Origin of the sequence: Kitasatospora sp. HUAS MG31 (genome assembly GCF_040571325.1) — a bacterium.
Taxonomy (GTDB): Bacteria; Actinomycetota; Actinomycetes; order Streptomycetales; family Streptomycetaceae; genus Kitasatospora; species Kitasatospora camelliae.
This window is the reverse complement of sequence record NZ_CP159872.1, coordinates 4,203,919-4,228,476: the sequence shown is the minus strand read 5'-3', so window position 1 is coordinate 4,228,476 and position 24,558 is coordinate 4,203,919. Positions and strand designations below refer to the sequence as shown.

The following is a 24,558-nucleotide window of genomic DNA, read 5'->3' as shown; positions in this document are numbered from 1 at the left end:
GCGCCACCGCCCGCACACCTGTCCGCATGGCGAGACAGGGCGGGGTGGGGCCGGGCCACGCAGGGCTCGATCGGTGAAGGGGAGGTGAGGCCGGGCGGAACGCCGGCGCAGGTCACCGGGAGGGTCGGGCGGAACCGGAACTGCCGGTCAGAACGGCCCGGTCAGCGCATTCGACACAGGCACGTGGCCACGCGGCACAGGTCTACCGCCCGCCGCTTCGTGAGGTCCGCCTGTCGCTTCATGACGACGATGCTAGGGACTGTCGCGCCCGGCTGTCATCAGCGTGTCGAATGGTGAGATTCAAACGCTCGGATAGTGGGATTTGACCCTCCCTCGACCAAGCGGCGCCCGGCCGGGGGTGGTCGGACCGTCCCAGGTGGCCGCTGCGAGGAGGCCGTACGCACCGCCGATGGACGCCCCGTCTCGCGGATCGGGACGGCGTCCGGGTCGGATCAGCCGATCAGCCGGACGTTCTCGCCCTTGAACTCCAGCCGCAGCCCGGAGGGCTCCGGGGACACCCCGGACAGCTCCATCCCGGCCGGGAGCTCGCTCAGCGACAGGCTCAGGGTGGCCGGAAGCTTCCCCAACTTGGCCGCGGCGCCGCTGAATTGGAGGTTCTCCAGGGTGACCGCGTTCTTCGCCCGGCGGACCTCGCCGGTGGCCGACACCCCGAGCGGGAAGGTCGCCTTCATCCGCCCCGGGCCGCCGTACTCCAGCTGCACGCCCTGCCCGCCGGGCACCAGCCGCGCGGCGTCGGCGTACCCGACCAGGCCCTCCCCGCTGCCGCTGCGCACCGAGGCGCCGCGGTAGTCCCCGTCCACCTTCACCCCGGCCAGGTGGGCCCGGAAGGACTGCAGGGCCACCTTCTGGCCGGCCCCGGTGACCGTCATGCCCGCGCCGGACAGCCGGACGCCGTCGAACTCGCCGGACACCGCCTGAGTGAGGAAGGGGAAGCCCTCGATGGACACCTCGGGACGGGCGCTGAGGTGCCCGCTGGAGACCAGCCGGTCGGCGGCCTCGTCCTCGGCCACCCCCACCGCCAGCCGGTCCGCCCCGGCGAGCAGGCCGAGCAGCACGGCCACTCCGATCAGCAGCTTCAGCCAGCCCCGCATCCCGCGCTCCCCATGGGTGTCGTCGGTCCCCCGTCCCGCGGTACGACGAACGCCCCGGCGGGTTGGTTCCGGACGGCCGGTCCCGGAGGGACGGACACCGCCGGGCCACCCACGCGCCGGGGCGGGCGCCGGTGCCGGCCTCAGCCGCCGGCGAAGGGGGGCAGCACCTCGACCGAGCCGCCCTCGCTCAGCCGGACCTCCGCGTGGTCCCGGGTGCCCACCGGGTCGCCGTCCACCAGGTACGAGCAGACACCGAGCACCCGGGCCAGGTCCGGCCGATCGGCGTGGCGGGCGCGCGCGGCGTCCAGCGCCTCGGCGAGGGTCACGGCCAGGTAGGGCTCCTCGGCCGCCCCGGCCGCGGCCTTGGCGGCGGCCCAGTAACGGATGGTGCCGCCCACCGGCGCAGTTCCGGTCACCCCTCGGGGTGACGTCGCGGCGGTCCGGGCATCGGTGGTCGCGCTCATGGCAACCCCTTCCAGTCGTCCTCGCCCGGTGCGGCGGCCGGCTCCACTGCCGGGCCGCCCACGCCAAAGGTGTACACGTACCGTGCGGCCGGTGCGGCTCCCATCATCGCCCGACCACCCTCCGGTGGGGCAAGTACCGCCGGCCGCGGGGTGCGCCGGGACCTGCGCGGCCGTGTCCGAGGTCACGGCCGAAACCGTCCCCCGGGGCCATGCGGCGGCCTCGGTCCCCTCCCGTCCCGGGGTGTGGTCGGCTATTCTCGTGGCGTGAGGGATCCGGGCAGAGTCGCCCCCGGGTCCTTTTGTGCTTTCAGGACGCCAGTACGGACGTCCTTGCGAACGGCGCCCCACCCGCGCCGGAGCGCGAGGACCGCCCCGTCGCTCGCGGCACAACGGAGTGCCGCGGGGAGCCGGGGCCGGAGACCGGTGCCGGGCCCCCGCCCGGCGCGGGACAGACCGGAAGGTTCGCGAATGGGCAGGGCAGCAGCGGAGCACCAGGGGTTGCGGGACTCCCGGTGTGCGGCCCACGGCGCCGTGCCCGCTCCCGAGTCGTCCGGATCTCACCCTGCGAGCGCTCCCCCACCCAGCCACGCGGTGCGCCGGCCGTCCCGGCGCCCGCGACCGCGACGACCCGGAAAGGGGACTAACCGGGTATGAGTTCTCTCCTGCTCCTCACCAACGCGCTCCAGCCCTCCGCCGAGGTACTGCCCGCCCTGGGCCTGCTGCTGCACAACGTCCGGGTGGCCCCGGCCGAAGGGTCCGCCCTGGTGGACACCCCGAGCGCCGACGTCATCCTGGTGGACGGCCGGCGGGACCTGCCGCAGATCCGCAGCCTGTGCCAGCTGCTGCGCTCCACCGGCATCGGCTGCCCGCTGATCCTGGTGGTGACCGAGGGCGGCCTGGCCGCCGTCACCGCCGAGTGGGGCATCGACGACGTGCTGCTCGACACCGCGGGACCGGCCGAGGTGGAGGCCCGGCTGCGGCTGGCCACCGGCCGGCTCCAGGTCGTCACGGACGACAGCCCGATGGAGATCCGCAACGGCGACCTGTCGGTGGACGAGGCGACCTACTCGGCCAAGCTCAAGGGCCGGGTGCTGGACCTCACCTTCAAGGAGTTCGAGCTCCTCAAGTACCTGGCCCAGCACCCCGGCCGGGTGTTCACCCGGGCGCAGCTGCTGCAGGAGGTCTGGGGCTACGACTACTTCGGCGGCACGCGGACGGTGGACGTCCACGTCCGGCGGCTGCGGGCCAAGCTCGGCGTGGAGCACGAGCAGCTGATCGGGACGGTGCGCAACGTCGGCTACCGCTTCGTAGTACCGGAGAAGCCCGAAAAGGGCGAGCGTCCGGGGTCGGAGCCGTCGCACGCCGCGGCGGCCAGCGAGGCCTGAGGGGGTCGGGGCGGTCGGCTCCCGGCCGGCCGCTCCGCCCGGTTCGCCGGATTGGTTCCTTTTCGTGACCCGCATCCGTCTCGTACCGTGACGCTCCTCATACCGCCACCGCGCGACCCGCGTAGACTCCCTCCGTGGCCAAGGTGACGCGCGACGATGTAGCCCGACTGGCTGGGACCTCGACCGCGGTCGTCAGCTACGTGATCAACAACGGACCCCGCCCGGTGGCGCCCGCGACCCGGGAGAAGGTGCTCGCCGCGATCGAGCAGCTCGGGTACCGGCCCAACAGCGTCGCCCAGGCGATGGCCTCCCGGCGGACCAACCTGATCGGCATGGTCGTCCCGGACGCCCGCCAGCCCTTCTTCGCCGAGATGGCGCACGCGGTGGAACGCGCCGCCTCCGAGCGCGGCAAGCTCGTGCTGATCGGCAACTCCGACTACGTGGACGACCGCGAGGTGCACTACGTCCGCGCCTTCCTCGGCATGCGGGTCTCCGGTCTGATCCTGGTCAGCCAGGGCCCCTCGCAGCGGGCCGCCGAGGAGTTCGCCGCCATGGAGGGCGCCAAGGTGGTGCTGCTGCACCGCCGCCCCGAGGCGATCGACGACGTCGCGGTGGTCAGCGACGACGTGGGCGGCGCCGAGGCCGTCGTCCGCCACCTGCTGGAGGAACACGGCCACCCGTACGTGCTCTGCTTCGGCGGCCCGGTCGAGGCCCCCGCGCCCGGCGACCCGGTCATCGACCACGTCGAGGGCTGGCAGCGGGCCATGGACGCGCACGGCCTGCCCACCGGGCCGCACCTGGTCGACGCGCCCTTCCACCGCTACGGCGCCTACCAGGTCGCGCTGGAGCTGCTGCGCTCCCCCGGACGCCCGCCGGCGATCTTCTGCTCCACCGACGACCAGGCGATCGGCGTGCTCCGGGCCGCCCGCGAGGCCGGACTGCGGGTGCCCGAGGACCTCGCGGTGGCCGGCTACGACGACGTTCCGGAGGCCGCCTTCGTCGACCCGCCGCTGACCACGGTCGCCTCCGACCGGGACGCGATGGCCCGGGCCGCGATCGACCTGGTGCTGGACGACTCGCTGATGGTGCCGGGCTCGGACACCGAGCGGGTCCGCCGGTTCCCGTCCCGCCTGGTGATCCGCCGCTCCTGCGGCTGCGGCGAGCCCTCCGCCTGACGGCCGGACCGGCCGGACCGGCTGGGGACCGACCGGCCTGACCGGCACTGACCTGGCTTTATGAGAAGCTGACGGGCTTCTCGCCCGGCTCTGACCCCGCTCTCATCCGCTCTTCATGAAGCGGGCGGAGGTTGGTGCCCATGAACGAGCAGCAGAACCAGGGCAGCGACCCGTACCGCGACGATCACGGTCACACCCCGGGCGGGCACCCCGCGGGTGTCCCGCTCCCCGGGCCCGGCACGCCCGGCCCGCACACCATCCCGTCCGGATGGATACCGCCGCGGCCGGCCGAGCCGCCGGATCCGCCCGAGGGGCCCGGCCGGGCCCGCCGCGGCTTCCTGAGGGGCAGGGTCGCCCTGGTCACCGCCGTCGCGGCGGCCGCCGCCCTGCTCGGCGGGACGGCCGGCGGGATGCTGGCCGGGACGGCGGAGGCCACCCGGGCGAGCTCCGGGACGGTGGTCAGCCCGGTCTCGGTCAACGCCGACGGCAGCACCGACACGGCCGCCGTGGCCGCCGCGGTCTCGCCGGCCGTGGTCCAGATCGCCGTGCGGGGCTCGGGCTCCACCGCGATCGGTACCGGCGTGGTGCTCACCAGCGGCGGGCAGATCCTCACCAACTACCACGTCATCGCGGGCGCGGTGAGCGGCGGCGGCCGGATCACCGTCACCTTCCACGACGGCCGGACCGCCGGCGCCACGGTCACCGGCACCGACACCTCCCTGGACGCGGCCGTGATCACCGCCACGGGCGTCGGCGGCCTGAGCTCCGCCGTGCTCGGCGACTCCGACGGCGTCCGGGTCGGCGACCCGGTGGTGGCCATCGGCAACCCGGAGGGGCTGACCGACACCGTCACCTCCGGCATCATCAGCGCCAAGGACCGCGAGGTCACCGTCCAGGTCGACCAGGACTCCACCGCGGGCAACGGCGGCTTCGGCTTCCCCGACCTGCCCGGACAGCGCGGGCAGGGCTCCGGCTCCGCCTCCGGCGACACCGCGACCTACAAGGCGCTGCAGACCGACGCCTCGCTCAACCCCGGCAACTCCGGCGGCCCGCTGATCAACGCCAACGGGCAGGTGATCGGCATCAACTCGGCGATGTACTCGGCGAGCGGCGCGGGCTCCACGGCCTCCTCGGGCGGTTCCGGCAGCGTCGGCCTGGGCTTCGCCATCCCGATCAACGACATCAAGCAGGTCCTCCCCCTGATGCAGGCCGGGCAGAACCTGTAGACCGCACCGCTCCGACGGACAATGGCCCCACGCCACGGACTCAGAAAGGGCCCGCGCCCATGACTCCCTTCGCCGACGACCGCAACCCCGCCGAGGCGGTGGGCGGCAACGCCCGCGTCCTCGTGGTCGACGACGAACCCGCCCTCCGGGACGCCCTGGAGAGCAGCCTCGCCTTCGAGGGCTACCACGTCAGCACCGCCACCGACGGCTACGAGGCGCTGGAGGCCGTCGACCGCGACCACCCCGACCTGGTGCTGCTCGACATCATGATGCCGCGGATGGACGGCCTGACCGCGGTCCGCCGGATGCGTTCCCGCGGGGACACCGTGCCGGTGCTGATGCTCACCGCCAGGGACGCGGTCGGCGACCGGGTCACCGGCCTCGACGTGGGCGCCGACGACTACCTGGCCAAGCCCTTCGAGCTGGACGAGCTGCTCGCCCGGGTCCGGGCCCTGCTGCGGCGCAACGCGCTGGCGGCCGAGGCCGCGGCCCGGGCCACGGCCGAGCAGGAGGAGAGCGAGGTGCTGTCCTTCGCCGACCTGCGGATGAACACCGCCACCCGGGAGGTGACCCGTGAGGGCCGCCCGATCGAGCTGACCCGGACCGAGTTCATGCTGCTGGAGATGTTCCTCTCGCACCCGCGGCAGGTGCTGACCCGGGAGCAGATCCTCAAGGCGGTCTGGGGCTTCGACTTCGAGCCCTCCTCCAACTCGCTGGACGTGTACGTGATGTACCTGCGCCGCAAGACCGAGCAGGGCGGCATGCCGCGGTTGATCCAGACCGTCCGCGGCGTCGGCTACGCGCTCCGCCCCGCCTCGGGCGCGGCGGCGTGACCGACCTCGTCCCGCCGATGCCCGGCCACCCGCCGAAGCAGCCCGGCCACCCGCCGAGGCGTCGCGGCCGGCTCGTCTCCTGGTACCGCGGCCGCTCGCTGCGCAGCCGGCTGGCGCTGCTCACCGCCGCAGCCGTCGCGGTGGTGATCGCGCTGTCCGCGCTGGCCTGCTGGTTCGTGGTCAGGAACCAGCTGTACGGGCAGGTGGAGACCAGCCTCAAGCAGGCGCCGCCGCTGCCCGCCAACCCCCGGGTGCTCTGTGCGGACAACCCGCAGAAGGCGCTCGCCGACGCGCAGCTGGACGACCGGCGGCCGCCGAACAAGTGGGACACCCAGCTGGTCTCGGCGGGCGGGGAGTACTGCTTCCCGCTCGGCTCCACCCGGATCATCAAGTCCGCCCCGTCCGACTTCACGGTCCCCGACACGCCCGGGTACAGCTTCCGCGACGGCAGCTTCCAGGACGGCACGCCGGCGATGATCCGGCAGTCGGTGGTGCGGGTGGACGGCAAGCCGTACACGCTGTTGGTGGCGGCCTCGGTGGCGGAGGTGGAGGACTCGCTGCGCGGGCTGGCCCTGCTGCTGCTGGGCGTGGCCGGGCTCGGCGTGGTCGCGGCCGGGGTGACCGGGCGGCTGGTGTCCCGGTCGGCGCTGAAGCCGGTGGACCGGCTCACCGACGCGGTGGAGCACATCGCCCGGACCGAGGAGGTGGGGACGACCATCCCGGTGCACGGCAGCGACGAGATCGCCCGGCTGTCCGCCTCGTTCAACTCGATGTCGGTGGCGCTGGCCAACTCGCGGGAGCGGCAGACCCGGCTGATCGCGGACGCCGGGCACGAGCTGCGCACCCCGCTCACCTCGCTGCGGACCAACGTGGACCTGCTGATCCGCAGCGACGAGACCGGCCGGGCGCTGCCCGCGGTGACCCGCAGCCGGCTGCTGGGCAGCATGAAGGCGCAGATGCAGGAGCTGACCGTGCTGATCGGCGACCTGCTCCAGCTCTCCAAGCCGGATTCGCCGAAGCCGGGCGGCGTGCTGTCGGTGGTGGCGCTGCACGAGATCGCGCACCGGGCGGTGGACCGGGCCCGGCTGCGCGGGCCGGGGCTGGAGTTCCGGCTGGCGATCGAGCCCTGGTACGTGCGCGGGGACGCGGCGGCGCTGGAGCGGGCGGTGATCAACCTGCTGGACAACGCGGTGAAGTACTCGCCGCCCGCGGGGACGGTGGAGGTCACCCTGGCGGCCGGGCGGCTGACGGTCCGGGACCACGGTCCGGGCATTCCGTCGGACGAACTGCCGTACGTCTTCGACCGGTTCTGGCGTTCACCGTCCTCGCGGCAGCTGCCCGGGTCGGGGCTGGGGCTGTCGATCGTGGCGCAGACCGTCCGGGACGGCGGGGGCGAGGTGTCGCTCGGGCCTGCGGCCGACGGCGGCCTGGGCACGGTGGCGACGGTCCGGTTGCCGGGGCAGCCGGAAGCGCCGGAGCTGCCGGGGCCGGCCGACTGAACGCCGAGGGGCGGGGCGCCGCAGCGCCCCGCCCCTCATGCCGTCGGTACGGTCAGTACCGTCGGTCGATCGTCAGTGGTTGTCCTGGCCGCCGCCGACGAGGGTGATGCGGTCCTTGGCCGGGACGGGCAGCGGCTTGCTCGCCGAGCTGTTCGCGCCCAGGTAGGCGGCGAAGAGGTCCAGGTCGGAGGCGCCGACCAGCTTGTCGGCGCCGGCCGCGAAGGCCGGGAAGCCGTCGCCGCCGCCGGCCAGGAACTCGTTGGCCGCGACGCGGTACTTGCCGGCGGGGTCGATCGGGGAGCCGTTCAGCTTGACCGTGTCGACCAGGACGCGGGCGGCGCCGGTCTTGGTGAGGTCCAGGGTGTAGGTGAAGCCCTTGGAGACCTGGAGGACCTTCGGGGAGGCCTCGTTGCCGCCGCTCACCTGCTGCTGCAGCAGCTGGATGATCTGGGCGCCGGTCAGGGTCTTGACCTGCATCATGTTGGTGAACGGCTGGACGGTGAACGCCTCGCCGTAGGTCACCACGCCGTCGCCCTCGCTGCCGCTGGCCTTGTAGACCAGGTCGGAGCGGATGCCGCCGGGGTTCATGAAGGCGATCTGCGCGCCGCCCTTGTCCGCGGCGGCCAGACCGGCCAGCTGTGCGTCGGCGATCACGTCACCGAGCGGCTTCTCGTAGTCGGCCGAGCCGCGGCCGTTGATGTCCGCGCCGATCCAGCCCAGCGGGCGGTTGGCGATCGGGGCGGCCAGCTTGCTGTAGTACGAGATCAGCTCGGTCATGTCCGGCGCCTTCTCCACGGTGCGGCGCACCACGTGGTTGGCGGCGGTGACCGACGGGCGCACGATGGTGCCGTTGCGCTTGTCGAGCTTGAGGTTGATCTCGGTGTACAGGCGGCCGAAGGAGGCGGCGCTGGTGACCGAGCGCGGGACGCCCTGCGGGTCCGGGATGGAGCAGGCGTAAGCGTTGTGGGTGTGGCCGGTGACGATGGCGCCGATCGCCGGGTCCAGGTTCTTGGCGATGTCGACGATCGGGCCGGAGATGCCCGCACCGTTGGCACCGCAGTCGTAGTCGTAGGTCGCGCCGGTGGGGACGCCGCCCTCGTGGATCAGCGCGACGATCGAGTTGACGCCCTTGTGCTTGAGCTCCTTGGCGTACTTGTTGATCGTCTCGACCTCGTCGCCGAACTTCAGGCCCTTGATGCCCTCGGCGGTGACGACGTTGGGGGTGCCCTCCAGCGTGGCGCCGATGAAGCCGACCTTGATGCCGCGGACGGTCTTCACCCAGTACGGCTTGAGGATCGGCTTGCCGGTCTTCTCGCTGGTGACGTTGGCGGCCAGGTACTGGAAGTCGGCACCGCCGAAGTCGTTGTCGTCGCCGAAGCAGCCGTCGACCGGGTGGCAGCCGCCGTTCTGCATGCGCAGAAGCTCCTTGGCGCCCTCGTCGAACTCGTGGTTGCCGACGCTGGTGACGTCCAGGCCGAGCTTGTTCATCGCCTCGATGGTCGGCTCGTCGTGGAACAGGCCGGACAGCAGCGGGCTGGCGCCGACGATGTCGCCGGCCGCGACGGTGATCGAGTTGCGCTTGCCCTCGCGGGCCTGGCGCAGGGCGGTGGCCAGGTACTCCACGCCGCCGGCGGGGGTGGAGACGATCTGGCCGGTGGCCGGGTCGGTCTCCTTGATGGTGCCGGAGGAGCCGGCCGGCGGCTCCAGGTTGCCGTGGAAGTCGTTGATGGCCAGCAGCTGGAGGTCCTCGGTCTTCGGCTTCTGATGACCGTGGGCCTCGGCGGCCACCGGCACCGCGAGGGTGCCGAAGATCGATACGGCGGCCGCGACGGCCAGCGTCGTCGCGCGGCGGCCGGTGTGACCGGAAATGGGCATGAGGGTTCCCCTGCACGTCGGGGCCCCACGCGAGGTGGGGGCCTGGGCGTGGTGTGTGACTTGTGAAGCCTAGAGTCAACGCGCGTAGCTGTCAGGACCCTCGACGTAACGAGAGGGTTTCCGATTACTGACGAGTTGTCTTGGGACGGGCACTCAGCCCACCCTCCCCGCAGGGCAGTCGGGCGGTCTCGCCTGTTTCGTCTAGATTCGCGGCTGGGCGGCCAGCTGCTGCTCGGCGCGCTCGCGCTCGGCCACGGCGTCCTCGGTCATCGCCCGGTCGGTGTAGACCAGTGGCCGCTCGGCGTCGGTGATGATGTGCTTCACGACCTGGACGTTGCCGTTGACGTCCCAGACCGCGATGCCCGGCGACAGGGTCGGGATGATCTCCACGGCCCACCGGGGCAGGCCCAGCACCCGGCCGGTGGATCTCGCCTCCTCGGCCTTCTGCATGTAGATCGTCCGGGTCGAGGCCATCTTGAGGATCGCCGAGGCCTCCTTGGCCGCCGCGCCGTCCACCACGTCGGACAGGTGGTGGACCACCGCCACGAACGACAGGCCCAGCCGGCGGCCGAACTTCAGCAGCCGCTGGAACAGCTGGGCCACGAACGGGCTGTTGATGATGTGCCAGGCCTCCTCGACCAGGAAGATGCGCTTCACCCGGTCCGGCCGCAGCCAGGTGTGCTCCAGCCACACCCCGACGATCGCCATCAGGATCGGCATGGCGATGGAGTTCCGGTCGATGTGCGAGAGGTCGAAGACGATCAGCGGCGCGTCCAGGTCGATGCCGGCCGAGGTCGGGCCGTCGAACATGCCGCGCAGGTCGCCGTCGACCAGCCGGTCCAGCACCAGCGCCACGTCCAGGCCCCAGGACTGCACGTCCCCGACCTCCACGCCCAGCGACTCCACCGAGGACAGGTCGGGGTTGCGCAGGGTGGCGATGATGTCGTCCAGGACCGGCTGACGGCCCTTCACCGTGGCGTGTACATAGGCGTGCGCGGCCTTCAGCGCGAAACCGGCCCGCTCATCCAGGCCCCGGCCCATCGCCACCTCGATGATGGTCCGCAGCAGCGAGAGCTGGCCGGTGGTGGTGATCGCCGGGTCGAGCGGGTTGAGCCTCACCCCGCCGTCCCGGGCCGCCATCGGGTCCAGGCGGATCGACTTTATGCCCAGCGCGTTGGCGATCAGGTTCCACTCGCCGACGCCGTCCTCGCCCTGCGCGTCCAGCACCACCACCTGCCGGTCGCGGAACCGCAGCTGGCGCAGCACGTACGTCTTCTCCAGCGCCGACTTGCCGTTGCCGGACTCGCCGAGCACCAGCCAGTGCGGGGCCGGCAGCTGCTGGCCGTACAGCTGGAAGGGGTCGTAGACGTAGCCCTTGCCGCTGTACACCTCGCGGCCGATGATCACGCCGCTGTCGCCCAGGCCGGGTGCCGCGGTCGGCAGGTAGACCGCCTGGGCCTGGCCGGTGGAGGTGCGGACGGGCAGCCGGGTGGTCTCCACCCGGCCGAACATCAGGCTGGTGAACGAGTCGGTGAGCTTGCTGAGCACGGCACGGCCTCCGAGGGGTCAGCGGCGGATGCCGGTGGCGAACGGCAGGGTGTTCACGAACGCCCGGTGGTGCTCGCGGTCGCACCACTCCAGCTTGAGGTAGCTCTTGCCGGCCGAGGCACGGATGGTCCGCTTGTCCCGGGCCAGCGCCTCCGGGCTGCGGGCGGAGACGGTCAGGTACCCGACCAGGTTGACGCCGGCGGCGCCGGAGGCCAGGTCGTCGCCGCGCTGGTCGACCCGGCCGGTGTGGGCCAGGTCGCGGGGGTCGACGGTGCGGTTCATCTTGGCGGCCCGGTTGGCCTCGGCCTCGTCGTTGGTCTTCTCGGTGAGCATCCGCTCGATGGCGACGTCGGTGGGCTCCAGGTCCATGGTGACCGCGACCGTGCGGATCACGTCCGGTGTGTGCACCAGCAGCGGGGCCAGGAAGTTGACGCCGACCGGGGTGAGCGGCCACTCCTTGATCCAGGCGGTGGCGTGGCACCAGGGCTCACGGGTGGCCGCCTCCCGGGTCTTGGCCTGCAGGAACTGCGGGTGGGTGGCGTCCAGCTCGGCCGGCCAGGCGTTCCGCCGGCTCATCGCCTGGATGTGGTCGATCGGGTGGTCCGGGTCGTACATCGAGTGCACCAGCGAGGCCAGCCGGGCCTGGCCCAGAGGCTGCCGGACCCGGATGTCCGCCTCGGCCAGCCGGGCGCAGATGTCGGTGAGCTCACGGGCCATCACGGTGGCCAGCCCGTCGTCGTCCCGCGCCCGGCGCCCGTCCGCCCGGGTGTCGTACGCGGTCCGGCCCATGGCGTGCGCCTCGGCGGCCAGGTCGCGGGTGTAGTGCATGCAGGCGACCAGGTAGGCGCGGTGCTGCTCCGAGGAGGTCGACACCATCGACTGCAGCTGGTCGTAGGAGTCCTGCAGCCAGCGCGGGGCCTCGTGGTCGCCGCGCCGCTCCACGTCCTTGGCGTGGGCGTCCGGGTCGGCGGGCAGGGTGCGGGCCAGGATCTGCAACCGCGTCACGAAGCCGTCGCCGTTGGCCACGTGCTTGAGCAGGGTGCCGAACCGGTCGACCAGGGTTTCCTGGTCCTCGGAGTCCCGCAGGCCCACGCCCGGGCCCTCGATCTCGATCGCGGCGGTGACCGTCCGGCGCTCCAGGTGCATCAGCACCGCCACCTCGTCCGGCCCGAACGGCGCGGTCAGCCAGCGCAGCCGACCCACCCCGGGCGGCGGCCCGATCTCCACCTCACGGCCGTCCAGCCGCGTCCCGGCGTCCATCGCCTCGGACTTCCACACCGCCCGCCCGCTGCGCACGGTGCGCCGGTAGGTGCGGTTGATCTCCACCCACTTGTAGAAGGTGCGGCGGCGGTACGGCACGTAGACCGCCATGATGGCGAGCAGCGGCAGGCCGACCAGGCCGGCGATCCTCAGCGGCAGGACCGGCATCAGCAGGCCCCACATCATGCCGAGGAACGCGCCGAAGATGATCAGCACGATCTCGCCGGTCTCCCGGTTGCGCCCGATCGGCGCGTTGGGCCGGGACTTGCCGATCAGATAGGTACGACGCTGGTGGACGTACGGCTGGGCGTACTGGGCGCCGTACTGGCCGAGTGGTTCGCTGCTCACCTACCCGTCACCCTCCCTTCGCTGGATTGCTGTCACGGACGGACGGAGTCTGCGCCGGCGGCACCGCGGCCCGGGCCGCGCCCGGGGTGCGGCCCGCGTGCGCGGCGATGCCGGGGGCCACCGAGCCGCCGCCCGCCCCGGAGGCGTTGGCGGCCTGCGGGCCGCCGCGGGAGCCGTGCGTGCTGATGCCCTGCTTCACCAGGTTCGCCGGACCGTTGATCATCGCGCTGCCGGCCGACACCGCGCTCGCCCGGGCCCGGCGCATCGCCAGCATCTCGTCGCCGAACCCCGGCACGAACCGGTACACGGCGGCGCTCGCGAAGATCGACAGGAAGATGATCGCCAGCCCCGACAGCACCCGGGCGAAGTCGTCCTCCGCCCCGGCCCCGGTGGCCACCGCCCCGGCCAGGCCCAGGATGATCACGATGATCGGCTTCGCCAGGTCCACCGCCAGCATCAGACCCGCCCAGCGGCGCACGTGCTTCCACAGCTGCTTGTCCACCAGACCCGCGTACACCGCGGTGCCGAGCAACGCGCCCACGTACAGCATCGCGGCACGGATCAGCAGCTCGATCCAGAGCACCGCGGCGGCCAGCACCGCGACCAGCGAGACGATGATCAGGATCAGCGGGCCGCCACCGATCGACCCCTTCTCCAGGGTGTCCGCGAAGCCGCCCAGGTAGGTGCCGGTGTCCGACTTGGTGCCCGCCGCGATCGCCGCCGTCAGCCCGTCGGTCGCCGACACCACCGTGTACAGCACCAGCGGCGTGAACGCCGAGGCCACCACCGTCAGCCACAGGAAGCCGATCGCCTCGGCGAACGCCTGGGACAGCGGGGCGCCGCGGACGGCCCGCTTGGTCACCGCGAGCAGCCAGAGCACCAGCGTGATGATGGTCGAGCCGGCGAAGACCACCGCGTACTGCTGCAGGAACGCCGCGTTGGTGAAGTCCACCTGCGTCGTCCCGTCGATCGCCCCCGACAGCTTCCGCACCACCCACCCGGCGGCCTGCGCACACCCCTTCGCCAACGACCCGAGCGGATCGGTCACCCCGCCCACCGTCTCGCCCCCGGGCACCACGACGGCGCCGGGCGGAGCACAGAGCTTGTCGGCGCCGAGGACGGTGGCATCCTGACCGGCGCACTTGGACGGGGAGGAAGTCGGGCTCGGGGACGGGTCCGCGAAGGCCCGCTGCGCGACCGTCAGCGCGGCTACCTGGAGCGCCGCCAGGCTTCCGGCGAGCGCGCCTGCGCGGCTCAGGCGTCGGGCGGCGTCAGCGGGCATAGCGGAAGCCTCCGAACTGCTGGACGGCATTGGTGATCTCCTGCGCGGTGGCGGCCTGCTGGTCGCCCGGCACGGGCGCCGGGCCGGAGGCCCGGGAGAAGTCGGTCAGCTTCCAGTCGTTCCCGGACCAGCGCATGGTGACGGTGAGCGTGTACCAGTCCTGGGAGACCGGGTTGGTGGACCCCTCCCCCGCCAGGCCGTAGAGCCCGGTGCACCACACCTCCACCTTGGTGGCGGTGTCCGCGGTGTTCGTGGTGCGCGTGCCGACGGGGACGATGCGGCTGACGAAGGTGAGCCCCTTGGGGGCGCGGCCCTGGCCGTCCAGTCCGAAGCGAGTGAGCGTCTCCGCGTTGAAGGCCTGGTCGAGGCGCGACTGCAGGCCGGCGGTGACGGTGGGATCGGCGACGGTGGCGACGATGGTGTGGCGGGTGTCGGTGCGGAACATCTCGGCGGAGCCGAGGGCCACCGCGTAGTTGGCGGCGGCGGACTGGGCGCCTTGGTCGGTGTGCGGGAAGCTGTTCGCGATGCCGTTGGCGGTGGTGGTGACGGGCTGCTGGCCGGAGGGGGCGGTGGTGCCGGGGCCGGGGGCGGTGGTGGCGGCCCGGTCGGTGGAGGGGGAGCCGGAGGAGGACGGGTCGGCCTTGCCGCGGTTGGCGACGGAGATGGCGAGGACCAGGAGGGCGACCACGGCCAGGATCGTCAGGAGGGTGCGCAGAGGCCTGGCCTGGCGCCCGCCGCCGGGGTGGACCGGCTGTTCGGCGACCGGTAGCCGCGTACGGGTGTGCGGCTGGTCGTCGGACAGCGGCACGTCGGCCCTCCTGGTGCGGGGGAGCCCAGGTGGGCGCCCGGTCGTAAGCGTCGCGGCGCATGCCGCTTCGCCGGGACGGCTGCCCCGGCGTTCCGTCGGTCCGGTAGTCGGATCGTCAGATGGCCATCCCGTAGACAATGGTGAACAGCGTGCCGAGGGATCCGATGATGAACACGCCGGTCAGTCCGGCGATGATCAATCCCTTGCCCTGTTCGGCACTGAAGGTGTCGCGCATCGCGGTGGCGCCGATCCGCTGCTTCGCGGCCCCCCAGACCGCGATCCCGAGGCAGGCGAGGATGGCGACGGCCATGATCACCTCGACCATCACCCGGGCCTCGGAGCCGAGACTGGCGAACGGCCCCCAGTCGGGGGCGATCCCGCCGATGATGGTGTCGATGTTCGGCTTCTTCGGTGGGTCCTCCGCTAGGTACCCGGCGACACTCTGTTCCACGCTGCTCAGGTTCATTTCATCTCACCGCCCGATCAGGCAAATTCAAGGCCCCGAACCAGGTCGAGCGAAGGGGCAGGTCCTATTCTTGGCCAGATCTGATGTCGACTTGGCTACTTCTCGCGGATTGGTCGTGCGGCACGGGACGCGTACGCCAGGATGTCCATCGTAGGAAGGATACTGCTCACTCTTTGTATCTCTGATGATTGCACCGGGCAACGCCTTGAAGGACACTGACTGCTGACGCCTCGTCGGGATGGTGCTGATGGTACTCCGCAAGGCCGGCGCGGCCGCGGTCGCTGCGGTGGTGGGGACGGTCGGGTTCGTCGGCCTGGTCACCGTCGGCACGTACGCCGCGAGCGGGGTCCCGCAGGGGCAGGCGGCCCGGCCGGGGCTGTCGGGCGGTACGGTGCCGGCCGCCTACCGGCCGCTGATCGAGCGCTGGGGCGCGCTCTGCCCCGAGATCTCCCCCCCGATGCTGGCGGCGCAGCTCTACCAGGAGAGCGGATTCAACCCCGCGGCGCGCAGCCCCGCGAAGGCGTACGGAATGGCGCAGTTCCTGGAGGGGACGTGGGCGCACTACGGGACCGACGGGGACGGTGACGGCACCCGGGACATCTGGAATCCGGCGGACGCGATCGCCTCGGCGGCGACCTACGACTGCGCGCTGGCGAAGGACGTGTCCAAGGTGCCCGGCGATCGGCAGGCGAACATGCTGGCCGCGTACAACGCCGGCCCGTACGCGGTGATAGAGAACGGCGGGGTCCCGCCGTACCGGGAGACCCAGGGGTACGTCCGCAGCATCCAGTCGCTGACCCGGAGCTTCAGCGCCCCGGCGGCGGGCTCGGTGATGACGCTGTCGCGGCAGGCCGCGGGGGCGATCTACTTCGCGCAGACCAAGCTGGGCACCCCGTACCTGTGGGGCGGTGAGGGGCTGCCCTCGCAGGACGGGCGGTTCGACTGCTCCGGGCTGATGCAGGCCGCGTACGCCAGCGTGGGGATCCGGCTGCCCCGGGTGGCCAACGACCAGTGGTACGCCGGGGCGCACCCCTCGCGGAGCGAGCTGCAACCGGGCGACCTGGTGTTCTTCGCCCACGACCTGAACGACCCGCGGTCGATCTACCACGTGGGGATCTACGTGGGCGGCGGCTACATGATCGACGCGCCGCGGACCGGCGCGGTGATCCGCTACGACAAGATCGACCAGCGGGACTACATCGGGGCGACCCGGGTCACCCAGGACGGCGCGGACGCCCTGCCGGTCCGCGGTGAGGACGGCACCATCACCACCGGCCGGACGGGCACCGTGCCGACCAGCTGACCGGTGGGCCCGGGACGGGTGCCCTCCGACCCGGCGGGCCCGGCCGGCCCGGCCTGCGGATGTGCGAGCTCCGTGGACACCCAGTCAAGTTTCCATAACACGGGGTTTCCGTGGAACCCTGTGCCTCGACGATCGCGTTCTGTTCCTGGGCGGGCAGAGCGCCGCAGGCGCTGACGGACGACGGAGTGGACCCACAGGGAGGTGCGGCGTGTCGACGCTGCTGGCCGACACGAGCGACCCGGACCTCGGTCTGCTCCGCGCTGTCAACGGCCTGGCCAAGTCCTCGCCCGACTGGCTGGACGCACTGGTGGCCTGGGTCGGCGAGTACGGCATCCTGCTCGGCCTGGCCGCGCTCGGGGTGACCGCCTGGCTGCAGGCCCGCCGCGCGCCGGACGCGCCGGTGGCGGTCGCCGGGCTGCTCTGGGCACCGCTGGCGGTGGCCGTCTCCGAGCTGGCGAACCTGCCGATCTCGGCGATCGTGGACCGGCCGCGGCCTTTCGTCGACCACCCCGAGCTGGACGTCCTGGTGGAGGGCAAGGAGGGCACGCTCTCCTTCGTCAGCGACCACTCGGCGATGTCCATGGGCATCGCGGTGGCCCTGCTGCTGGTGAACCGGAGACTCGGCCTGCTGGCCGGCGTGCTGGCGCTGCTGCAGGGCTTCTGCCGGATGTTCGTCGGCGTCCACTACCCCACCGACGTGATCGGCGGCTTCGCCCTGGCCACGGCCGTGGTGCTGCTGCTCGCGCCGATCGCCATGGCGGTGCTCGTCCCGCTCTGCCACGCGCTGACCCGGACGGCCGCCGCACCGCTGATCGTCGCCGGGAAGCGCGGCGCCCCGGGCCCGGGCGGGGACGGCGGCCGGCGCCGCCGGCGGGCCTCCCGGTCCTCGGCGGACCCGGACCCGGGCGAGCCGGACGAGGAGCCGGCCCGCGACCTGGCGGCCTGACCCAGGATCAGGACCCGCCGGGCGGCCTCACAGCCGCTCAGCGCTCAGACCGCGGCGCCGCCCGCCTCCCCGGCCGTCTCGGCCGCATGGTCGGCGGCGTCCCGCCGGGCCTTGTCCCGGGATCTGCGCCCGGGGGCGAACCAGCCGCAGCTGCAGCCGGCGAAGCTGAAGGAGCCGCGTTCCTCGACGGACACCCGGTGACCGTCCGACGGTGCTGCGCCGGGCCGCGCCGGCAGCTCGCTGTACACGTGCTTCACCGTAACGCGGTCGGACCCCGGCGCGCGATGCCCTTCGCACGCCTACCTCCGCGTAACCCCGTCCGCCTCCCCTCGTTGGTGGTTGGGGAGCTCCGCCCACCCGGGGCGGCGTTGCCGGGCGCCGGGGCCCAAGGGGGTTGTGTCGAAGTGAAGATGCCGAAGTGGGCCGCCGCGGCCCTGGTCACCGTCGCGCTGGCCGGCTGCTCCGGCGGGGGCGGCACCGCGCCCGGAGGCTCGGCGGACCAGCTCTCCACCGATCCGCTGACGGCGGTGCGGAACGCCGCCGACATCACCGGCCGGACGGGCTCGGCCCAAGCGAAGACGGAGCTGACCACGGAGTCCGCCGACAAGAAGGCCGTGTTCAACGGCAGCGGCGGGTACGACTACGTGAAGCGGATCGGCCGGCTGGAGATCGCCGTCCCGCCCGGTGCCGCGACCACCGGGAAGATCGTCGAGGTGGTCCTCCCCGGCACGGTCTACCTGCAGAACAGCGGCGCCAAGATCCCCGAGGGCAAGTGGGTCAAGCTCGACGTCCGCCAGCTGCCCGACGGCAACCTGGTGAGCAGCGGCGCCACCGACCCGGCCAGTGCCGCCGGGGCGCTGCGCGGGGCGCAGACCGCCGAGCTGGTCGGCAGCGAGACGGTGGACGGCGTGGAGCTCAAGCACTACAAGGGCACCCTGGACCTGGCCAAGGCGGCGGACGCCACCGGCGGCCGGGGCGGTGACGGGCTGAAGATGGCCGCGCAGACCTTCACGGTCAAGGAGGTCCCGTACGAGGCCTGGCTGGACGCCCAGGGGCGGCTGCACAAGGTGGTGGAGACCTTCGCGTTCTCGGGCGTGGCCGGGTCGAAGGCGGCGAAGGACCAGGTGAAGGTGGTCTCGGCCACCTCGCTGCGCGACTTCGGCACGCCGGTGGAGGCGGCGGAGCCGTCCGCCGGGGAGATCTATTCGATGAAGGCCTCGGCGCCCGCGAAGTGACGGCGGATCACCGCGTCCGGTGGTGGAAATAGGCGCCTCGGGCGGCAGAGATGGCCCGTCCGTGCCATGTGGGCCGGCTCACTCCTGCCTACGCTGGACGGACGGGGCTGCCGTCCTGACCGGCAGGTGGCGCTGAAGGGGTGGTGCAGGTGGCGTCCTCGGAGGGCCGGGCGGGTGGCCACGACAAGACGGCGCTCGACGAGATCGAGCTGGCCGGCGAGCTGATGATCGCCGCTTCGGACAGCCGCGAGGAGCGGCTGGCGACCGAGCGGATCGACGAGGTCCTGCTGGACCGGGAGCAGCCGCCCGGGGGCTGCGGGCCGGGCCGGGCCGGCCTGAACGGGCCCGGGCTGCCCAGACCCGGGCTGCACGGGCCCGGGCCGGGTGGGGAAGAGGGCTGAGCGGGGACGAGGGGCGAGTACGGCGGGGAGCGGGCTGAGCCGGGCTCAGGTCCGCAGCAGGCGGGCGATGGCGGCGGTGGCCTCGGCGACCTTGGCGTCCAGCTCGACGCCGCCCTCCTCGGCGGCGGCCGCGACGCAGTGCCGCAGGTGCTCCTCCAGCAGGGCGAGGGCGAAGGACTGCAGGGCCTTGGTGCCGGCGGAGACCTGGGTGAGGATGTCGATGCAGTAGACGTCCTCGTCCACCATGCGCTGGAGGCCGCGGATCTGGCCCTCGATCCGGCGCAGCCGCTTGAGGTGCTCGCTCTTCTGGGAGCTGTAGCCGTGCGGTCCGTGGGCGGCCGACTCCGCGCTGCCCGGCTCGCCGTGCGTGTCGATCGTGGTCATCCGGTCCGCCTCGTGTCTCGGTGCTCGTCCCCGCCGGGCGCAACCCGCCCCGGCCGGGCATCCAGTGTGCAACGCCGGGCGCCCGCCGGGTGTTCCCCCGTCCGGACGTCAGCAGAGGGATCCCCGCGCACGGGGGGAGCAAACCGGCCGGGGTTGGGCCAGACTGGGGCTCGAGTCCCGTCCCTCGTTTGGGTAGTTCGAACTGGTTGCGCCTAGCATCGTTCAGTCCGTACCCCGCACATCGGAGATATCCGTGCGTTTTAGCCTGACCCCGAAGGAGACGAGCTTCTACGACATGTTCGCCGCTGCGGCGGAGAACCTGGTCGTCGGATCGAAGCTCCTGCTGGAACTGCTGGGATCAGACGTCTCGGCCCGTGCGGAGATCGTCGAGCGCATGCGCGCGGCCGAGCACGCGGGTGACGACACCACCCATGCGATCTTCCACCAGCTGAACTCCTCCTTCATCACGCCCTTCGACCGCGAGGACATCTACTCCCTCGCCTCGTCGCTGGACGACATCATGGACTTCATGGAGGAGGCCGTCGACCTGGTCGTCCTCTACGACATCGAGACCCTGCCGAAGGGGATCGAGGAGCAGATCGAGGTGCTGGCCCGGGCCGCCGAGCTGACCGCCGACGCGATGCCCAAGCTGCGGTCGATGGACCACCTCACCGAGTACTGGATCGAGGTCAACCGGCTGGAGAACCAGGCGGACCAGATCCACCGCAAGCTGCTCGCACACCTGTTCAGCGGCCAGTACGACGCGATCGAGGTGCTCAAGCTGAAGCAGGTCGTGGACGTCCTGGAAGAGGCCGCCGACGCGTTCGAGCACGTGGCCAACACGGTGGAGACCATCGCGGTCAAGGAGTCCTGACCACCGTGGACATGGCAGCACTGATCGCCGTCCTCGGCGTGGCCTTCTTCTTCACGTACACCAACGGCTTCCACGACTCGGCGAACGCCATCGCCACCTCGGTCTCCACCCGGGCGCTGACCCCGCGGGCGGCGCTGGCGATGGCCGCGGTGATGAACCTGGCCGGTGCCTTCCTCGGGAGCGGCGTGGCGAAGACGGTCTCCCAGGGCCTGATCGCCACGCCGACCGGCAGCCAGGGGATGGGGATCCTGTTCGCGGCGCTGGTCGGCGCGATCACCTGGAACCTGGCCACCTGGTACTTCGGCCTGCCGTCCTCCTCCTCGCACGCGCTGTTCGGCGGCCTGGTGGGTGCGGCGCTGGCCGGTGGCACCGAGGTGATCTGGTCCGGCGTGGTCGACAAGATCATCATTCCGATGGTGGTCTCGCCGGTGGTCGGCCTGCTGGCCGGTTTCCTGGTGATGGCGGCGATCCTGTGGATCTTCCGCCGGGCCAACCCGCACCGGGCCAAGCGCGGTTTCCGGATCGCGCAGACGGGTTCGGCGGCCGCGATGGCCCTGGCGCACGGCCTGCAGGACGCCCAGAAGACCATGGGCATCGTGGTGATGGCCCTGGTGATCTCGGGCCACCAGACCGGCTATGACATCCCGGTGTGGGTGAAGGTCTCCTGCGCCGCCGCGCTGTCGCTGGGCACCTACGCGGGTGGCTGGCGGATCATGCGGACCCTCGGCCGCAAGATCATCGAGCTGGACCCGCCGCAGGGCTTCGCCGCGGAGGCCACCGCCTCGACGATCATGTACATCACCTCGTTCGTCTTCAAGGCACCGATCTCCACCACCCACGTGATCACCTCGGCGATCATGGGTGCGGGTGCCACCCGGCGGATCCGCGCGGTCCGCTGGGGCGTGGCGAAGAACATCGTGCTGGGCTGGTTCATCACCATGCCGGCCGCGGCGATCGTGGCCGCGGCGATCTACGGTCTGGTCGACCTGATCTTCCTCTGAGCCCCTCGGCGCCGACCGCCGGCCGCCGTGGCGGGACCGGGGGGTGCCGCGGGTCGGCACCGCGACACAAGGGTCGGCACCGCGACACACGACAGGGCCCGCCCCCCACAGTCCGGGGGGCGGGCCCTGCTTGCTCCGCGGCGGCACCGCCATGCAGCACCGAGGAGCAGCTCGGGGGGATCAGCCGAAGCGACCGGAGATGTAGTCCTCGGTGGCCTGGACCGACGGGTTGGAGAAGATCCGCGGGGTGTCGTCCAGCTCGATCAGCTTGCCCGGCTGGCCGACGCCGGCCAGGTTGAAGAAGGCGGTGCGGTCGGAGACGCGGGCCGCCTGCTGCATGTTGTGGGTGACGATGACGATCGTGTACTGCGACTTCAGCTCGCCGATCAGGTCCTCGATGGCGAGGGTGGAGATCGGGTCGAGGGCCGAGCAGGGCTCGTCCATCAGCAGGACCTGGGGCTCGACCGCGATGGCGCGGGCGATGCACAGGCGCTGCTGCTGGCCGCCGGAGAGGCCGGCGCCGGGCTTGCTGAGCCGGTCCTTGACCTCGTTCCAGAGGTTGGCGCCCTTGAGGGACTTCTCCACGACGCCGTCGAGCACGGACTTCTTCTTGACCCCGGCGAGCCGGAGGCCGGCGATCACGTTGTCGTAGATCGACATGGTCGGGAAGGGGTTGGGCCGCTGGAACACCATGCCGACCGAGCGGCGGACGGCGACCGGGTCGACGCCGGAGCCGTAGAGGTTCTCGTCGTCCAGCATCACCTTGCCCTCGACGCGGGCGCCGGGGATCACCTCGTGCATCCGGTTGAGGGTGCGCAGGAAGGTGGACTTGCCGCAGCCGGAGGGGCCGATGAAGGCGGTCACGGAGCGGGGCTCGATGGTCATCGAGATGTCCTCGATGGCCTTGGTGGTGCCGTAGAAGGCCGACAGTCCGCTGACGTCGATGCGCTTGGCCATGATCTTCTGTCTTCTCTCGTCGTCTCGTACGTCAGTCGGGGTCAGTGCCCGGCCTTGGGCGAGCGCCAGCGGGCGACGCCGCGGGCGATGAGGTTGAGCCCCATCACGATGGCGATCAGCACCAGGGCGGCACCCCAGGCACGGGCGTAGCCGTATTCGTTGTTGACCATCGCGTACTGCTGCCAGATGTAGAGCGGCAGGGACTGCTGCGGGTCCTTGAACGGGTTCTCGTTGATCACGTCCGAGCCGAACACCAGCATCATCACCGGGGCGGTCTCGCCGGTGATGCGGGCGACGGCCAGCATCACGCCGGTGGTGATGCCGCCGATGGCGGTCGGGATCACGATCCGCAGGATGGTCTTCCACTTGGGCACGCCGAGGGCGTACGAGGCTTCGCGGAGCTCGTTGGGGACGAGCTTCAGCATCTCCTCGGTCGAGCGGACCACGACCGGGATCATCAGGATGGCCAGGGCCAGGCTGCCGGAGAAGCCGGAGTAGCCGAAGTCCAGGATGATGTTCCAGATCGAGAAGATGAACAGGCCGGCGACGATGGACGGGATGCCGGTCATCACGTCGACGAAGAAGGTGACCGCCTTGGCGAGCCGGCCGCGGCCGTACTCGACGAGGTAGACGGCGGTCAGCAGGCCGATCGGGGCGGCCATCGCGGTGGCCAGCAGGACCTGCTCGAGGGTGCCGATGATCGCGTGGTAGATGCCGCCGCCGGGGCCGGAGGACAGCACGCCCTTCATCGAGTGGCTGAGGAAGTAGTCGTCGACCACCTCGATGCCCTGCTGGACGGTGTAGACGGTGAGGGCGACCAGCGGGATGACCGCGAGGATGAAGGAGACCCAGATCACCGAGGTGGCGAACCGGTCCTTGGCCTGGCGGCGGCCCTCGACCTTGGCGGACAGGCCGTAGCTGACCAGCAGGAACAGCCCGGCGGAGATCAGGCCCCACTGGAGCTTGCTGGCGAGGTCGGCGGCCGCGCCGATGCCGCAGCCCACGGCGACGGACAGCGCGGCCACGGCGGCCGGGGTCCACTTGGGCAGCCGGGCGCCGTTCAGGTCCTGGCGGAGCTGGGGGATGACCGTGTCGGAGACGGGTGTGGTGGTGCTCATGCGTTGGCCCCCGAGTACTCCTTGCGGCGCGCGATGATCAGTCGCGCGGCGCCGTTCACCAGCAGAGTGATCAAGAACAGGACGAGACCGGAGGCCATCAGGGCGTCCCGGCCGAGGTCGCCGGCCTCCAGGTACTTCTGCGCGATGTTCTGCGCGAAGGTGCCGCCGTTGGGGTCCAGGATGTGCAGCGAGAGCACGTTGCTGGCGGAGAGCACGGTGGCGACGGCGATGGTCTCGCCGAGCGCGCGGCCGAGGCCGAGCATCGAGGCCGAGATGATGCCGGGGCGGCCGAAGGGCAGCACGGCGGTGCGGATCATCTCCCAGCGGGTCGCGCCGAGGGCGAGCGCCGCCTCCTCGTGCATCCGCGGGACCTGCCGGAACACCTCGCGGGTGACGGCGGTGATGATCGGCAGCACCATGATCGCCAGCAGGATGCCGACGGTGAACAGGTTGCGCGGGCTGACGCCGGTCCGGGTCTGGTCGAAGATGTACGTCCAGCCCAGGTACTCGTCCATCCAGGAGGTCAGGCCGTCCATGTGCGGGACGAGGAAGAGCACGCCCCACAGGCCGTAGACGATGCTGGGGACGGCGGCCAGCAGGTCCACCAGGTAGGCGAACGGCTGGGCGATCCTGCGCGGCGCGTAGTGCGAGATGAACAGCGCGATGCCGACCGCGACCGGGACGGCGATGACCATCGCGATCAGGGCGCTGACCAGGGTGCCGAAGGCCAGGACGGCGATGCCGAAGACCGGCTTCGGGGCGTCCGGCGCCCACTCGAAGGTGGTGAGGAAGTTGGCCTGGTCCTTCGAGATCGCGATGGCGGAGCGGTAGGCCAGGAATCCGGCGATGGCGGCCATGATGACCAGCAGCAGGATGCCCGAGCCCCGGGAGAGGTTGAAGAAGATGCTGTCGCCGAGGCGGCTGTCGCCCCGGCTCCTGCGGGCCCTGTCCGTGGTGACGGCAGGGGGTGATGAAGTCATGGTCGTCTACTCCGGTCTGACGGCGCTGCCCCGAGGGGGCGGCACCATGGCGGCGGTGCCCCGGACGTTCGTCGGTCG

25 protein-coding genes are annotated in these 24,558 nt (G+C 71.9%); 11 read left to right on the top strand and 14 right to left on the bottom strand.

Annotated elements, in window-relative coordinates; all coding sequences use genetic code 11:
• Nucleotides 1-161 precede the first annotated feature (161 nt).
• The 3 genes from ABWK59_RS19185 to ABWK59_RS19175 form a co-directional block, all read right to left on the bottom strand.
• Nucleotides 162-242, bottom strand: coding sequence for an Ms5788A family Cys-rich leader peptide (locus ABWK59_RS19185; protein ID WP_354645012.1), 81 nt, complete (start codon nucleotides 240-242; stop codon nucleotides 162-164).
• 210 nt (nucleotides 243-452) lie between these two features.
• The gene (locus ABWK59_RS19180) at nucleotides 453-1,112 is read right to left on the bottom strand and encodes a DUF2993 domain-containing protein (RefSeq protein ID WP_354641817.1); all 660 of its coding nucleotides are present in this window, start codon (nucleotides 1,110-1,112) and stop codon (nucleotides 453-455) included.
• A gap of 140 nt (nucleotides 1,113-1,252) precedes the next feature.
• The gene (locus ABWK59_RS19175) at nucleotides 1,253-1,498 is read right to left on the bottom strand and encodes a MoaD/ThiS family protein (protein WP_354645011.1); all 246 of its coding nucleotides are present in this window, start codon (nucleotides 1,496-1,498) and stop codon (nucleotides 1,253-1,255) included.
• 728 nt (nucleotides 1,499-2,226) lie between these two features.
• Between ABWK59_RS19175 and ABWK59_RS19170 the strand changes: the two genes are divergently transcribed.
• The 5 genes from ABWK59_RS19170 to ABWK59_RS19150 all read left to right on the top strand — a co-directional run bounded on the left by ABWK59_RS19170 (nucleotide 2,227) and on the right by ABWK59_RS19150 (nucleotide 7,694).
• Complete coding sequence (locus ABWK59_RS19170) at nucleotides 2,227-2,961, top strand: response regulator transcription factor (RefSeq protein ID WP_354641816.1); 735 nt, start codon at nucleotides 2,227-2,229, stop codon at nucleotides 2,959-2,961.
• 134 nt (nucleotides 2,962-3,095) lie between these two features.
• Nucleotides 3,096-4,136 carry a LacI family DNA-binding transcriptional regulator gene (locus tag ABWK59_RS19165; protein ID WP_354641815.1) on the top strand — a complete coding sequence of 347 codons (1,041 nt, stop codon included), beginning with the start codon at nucleotides 3,096-3,098 and terminating at the stop codon, nucleotides 4,134-4,136.
• Between the two features lie 140 nt (nucleotides 4,137-4,276).
• Complete coding sequence (locus ABWK59_RS19160) at nucleotides 4,277-5,362, top strand: S1C family serine protease (RefSeq protein WP_354641814.1); 1,086 nt, start codon at nucleotides 4,277-4,279, stop codon at nucleotides 5,360-5,362.
• Nucleotides 5,363-5,421: 59 nt separating this feature from the next.
• The gene (locus ABWK59_RS19155) at nucleotides 5,422-6,195 is read left to right on the top strand and encodes a response regulator transcription factor (RefSeq protein WP_354641813.1); all 774 of its coding nucleotides are present in this window, start codon (nucleotides 5,422-5,424) and stop codon (nucleotides 6,193-6,195) included.
• Between the two features lie 17 nt (nucleotides 6,196-6,212).
• Nucleotides 6,213-7,694, top strand: coding sequence for a HAMP domain-containing sensor histidine kinase (locus ABWK59_RS19150; protein ID WP_354645010.1), 1,482 nt, complete (start codon nucleotides 6,213-6,215; stop codon nucleotides 7,692-7,694).
• Between the two features lie 72 nt (nucleotides 7,695-7,766).
• On the opposite strand, the gene ABWK59_RS19145 is transcribed toward ABWK59_RS19150, so the two are convergent.
• From ABWK59_RS19145 to ABWK59_RS19120, 6 genes are all read right to left on the bottom strand, one after another.
• Nucleotides 7,767-9,569 carry a bifunctional metallophosphatase/5'-nucleotidase gene (locus ABWK59_RS19145; RefSeq protein WP_354641812.1) on the bottom strand — a complete coding sequence of 601 codons (1,803 nt, stop codon included), beginning with the start codon at nucleotides 9,567-9,569 and terminating at the stop codon, nucleotides 7,767-7,769.
• 201 nt (nucleotides 9,570-9,770) lie between these two features.
• A complete protein-coding gene (locus ABWK59_RS19140) occupies nucleotides 9,771-11,081 on the bottom strand; it encodes an ATP-binding protein (RefSeq protein WP_354645009.1) in 1,311 nt (436 codons plus the stop codon).
• Between the two features lie 54 nt (nucleotides 11,082-11,135).
• A complete protein-coding gene (locus ABWK59_RS19135; RefSeq protein ID WP_354641811.1) occupies nucleotides 11,136-12,725 on the bottom strand; it encodes an SCO6880 family protein in 1,590 nt (529 codons plus the stop codon).
• Between the two features lie 7 nt (nucleotides 12,726-12,732).
• The gene (locus tag ABWK59_RS19130) at nucleotides 12,733-14,007 is read right to left on the bottom strand and encodes a hypothetical protein (RefSeq protein ID WP_354641810.1); all 1,275 of its coding nucleotides are present in this window, start codon (nucleotides 14,005-14,007) and stop codon (nucleotides 12,733-12,735) included.
• A complete protein-coding gene (locus ABWK59_RS19125) occupies nucleotides 13,997-14,815 on the bottom strand; it encodes a hypothetical protein (RefSeq protein ID WP_354641808.1) in 819 nt (272 codons plus the stop codon). The genes ABWK59_RS19130 and ABWK59_RS19125 overlap by 11 nt, the downstream gene beginning before the upstream one ends.
• A 115-nt stretch (nucleotides 14,816-14,930) precedes the next feature.
• Complete coding sequence (locus ABWK59_RS19120) at nucleotides 14,931-15,266, bottom strand: hypothetical protein (protein WP_420492805.1); 336 nt, start codon at nucleotides 15,264-15,266, stop codon at nucleotides 14,931-14,933.
• Nucleotides 15,267-15,528: 262 nt separating this feature from the next.
• Between ABWK59_RS19120 and ABWK59_RS19115 the strand changes: the two genes are divergently transcribed.
• Together ABWK59_RS19115 and ABWK59_RS19110 are read left to right on the top strand one after the other, a co-directional pair.
• Nucleotides 15,529-16,584 carry a C40 family peptidase gene (locus ABWK59_RS19115; RefSeq protein ID WP_354641806.1) on the top strand — a complete coding sequence of 352 codons (1,056 nt, stop codon included), beginning with the start codon at nucleotides 15,529-15,531 and terminating at the stop codon, nucleotides 16,582-16,584.
• A gap of 208 nt (nucleotides 16,585-16,792) precedes the next feature.
• Entirely contained in the window at nucleotides 16,793-17,530 is a 738-nt protein-coding gene (locus ABWK59_RS19110; RefSeq protein ID WP_354641805.1) for a phosphatase PAP2 family protein, read from the top strand.
• 44 nt (nucleotides 17,531-17,574) lie between these two features.
• On the opposite strand, the gene ABWK59_RS19105 is transcribed toward ABWK59_RS19110, so the two are convergent.
• Entirely contained in the window at nucleotides 17,575-17,778 is a 204-nt protein-coding gene (locus ABWK59_RS19105; RefSeq protein WP_420492804.1) for a hypothetical protein, read from the bottom strand.
• 156 nt (nucleotides 17,779-17,934) lie between these two features.
• Here ABWK59_RS19105 and ABWK59_RS19100 point away from each other — a divergent pair, with 156 nt between their 5' ends.
• Both ABWK59_RS19100 and ABWK59_RS19095 read left to right on the top strand, forming a co-directional pair.
• Nucleotides 17,935-18,765, top strand: coding sequence for a hypothetical protein (locus ABWK59_RS19100; protein WP_354641803.1), 831 nt, complete (start codon nucleotides 17,935-17,937; stop codon nucleotides 18,763-18,765).
• A gap of 149 nt (nucleotides 18,766-18,914) precedes the next feature.
• The gene (locus tag ABWK59_RS19095) at nucleotides 18,915-19,166 is read left to right on the top strand and encodes a hypothetical protein (protein ID WP_354641802.1); all 252 of its coding nucleotides are present in this window, start codon (nucleotides 18,915-18,917) and stop codon (nucleotides 19,164-19,166) included.
• A gap of 45 nt (nucleotides 19,167-19,211) precedes the next feature.
• Here ABWK59_RS19095 and ABWK59_RS19090 read toward each other — a convergent pair whose 3' ends face one another.
• On the bottom strand, nucleotides 19,212-19,550 hold the full coding sequence (locus tag ABWK59_RS19090; RefSeq protein WP_354641801.1) for a metal-sensitive transcriptional regulator: 339 nt from the start codon (nucleotides 19,548-19,550) through the stop codon (nucleotides 19,212-19,214).
• Between the two features lie 253 nt (nucleotides 19,551-19,803).
• On the opposite strand from ABWK59_RS19090, the gene ABWK59_RS19085 reads away from it, so the two are divergent.
• Together ABWK59_RS19085 and ABWK59_RS19080 are read left to right on the top strand one after the other, a co-directional pair.
• Complete coding sequence (locus ABWK59_RS19085) at nucleotides 19,804-20,424, top strand: DUF47 domain-containing protein (protein WP_354641800.1); 621 nt, start codon at nucleotides 19,804-19,806, stop codon at nucleotides 20,422-20,424.
• A gap of 5 nt (nucleotides 20,425-20,429) precedes the next feature.
• Entirely contained in the window at nucleotides 20,430-21,425 is a 996-nt protein-coding gene (locus ABWK59_RS19080) for an inorganic phosphate transporter (protein WP_354641799.1), read from the top strand.
• Between the two features lie 180 nt (nucleotides 21,426-21,605).
• Here the strand turns inward: ABWK59_RS19080 and pstB are convergent, their stop codons facing one another.
• The 3 genes from pstB to pstC are packed head-to-tail and all read right to left on the bottom strand — an operon-like array spanning nucleotide 21,606 to nucleotide 24,480.
• Entirely contained in the window at nucleotides 21,606-22,382 is a 777-nt protein-coding gene (gene pstB, locus ABWK59_RS19075; RefSeq protein WP_354641798.1) for a phosphate ABC transporter ATP-binding protein PstB, read from the bottom strand.
• Between the two features lie 41 nt (nucleotides 22,383-22,423).
• The gene (pstA, locus tag ABWK59_RS19070) at nucleotides 22,424-23,500 is read right to left on the bottom strand and encodes a phosphate ABC transporter permease PstA (protein WP_354641797.1); all 1,077 of its coding nucleotides are present in this window, start codon (nucleotides 23,498-23,500) and stop codon (nucleotides 22,424-22,426) included.
• Nucleotides 23,497-24,480 (bottom strand): phosphate ABC transporter permease subunit PstC, encoded by a 984-nt coding sequence (pstC, locus tag ABWK59_RS19065; RefSeq protein ID WP_354641796.1) that lies wholly within the window; start codon nucleotides 24,478-24,480, stop codon nucleotides 23,497-23,499. Before pstC ends, pstA begins: the two co-directional genes overlap by 4 nt.
• Between the last annotated feature and the right edge of the window lie 78 nt (nucleotides 24,481-24,558).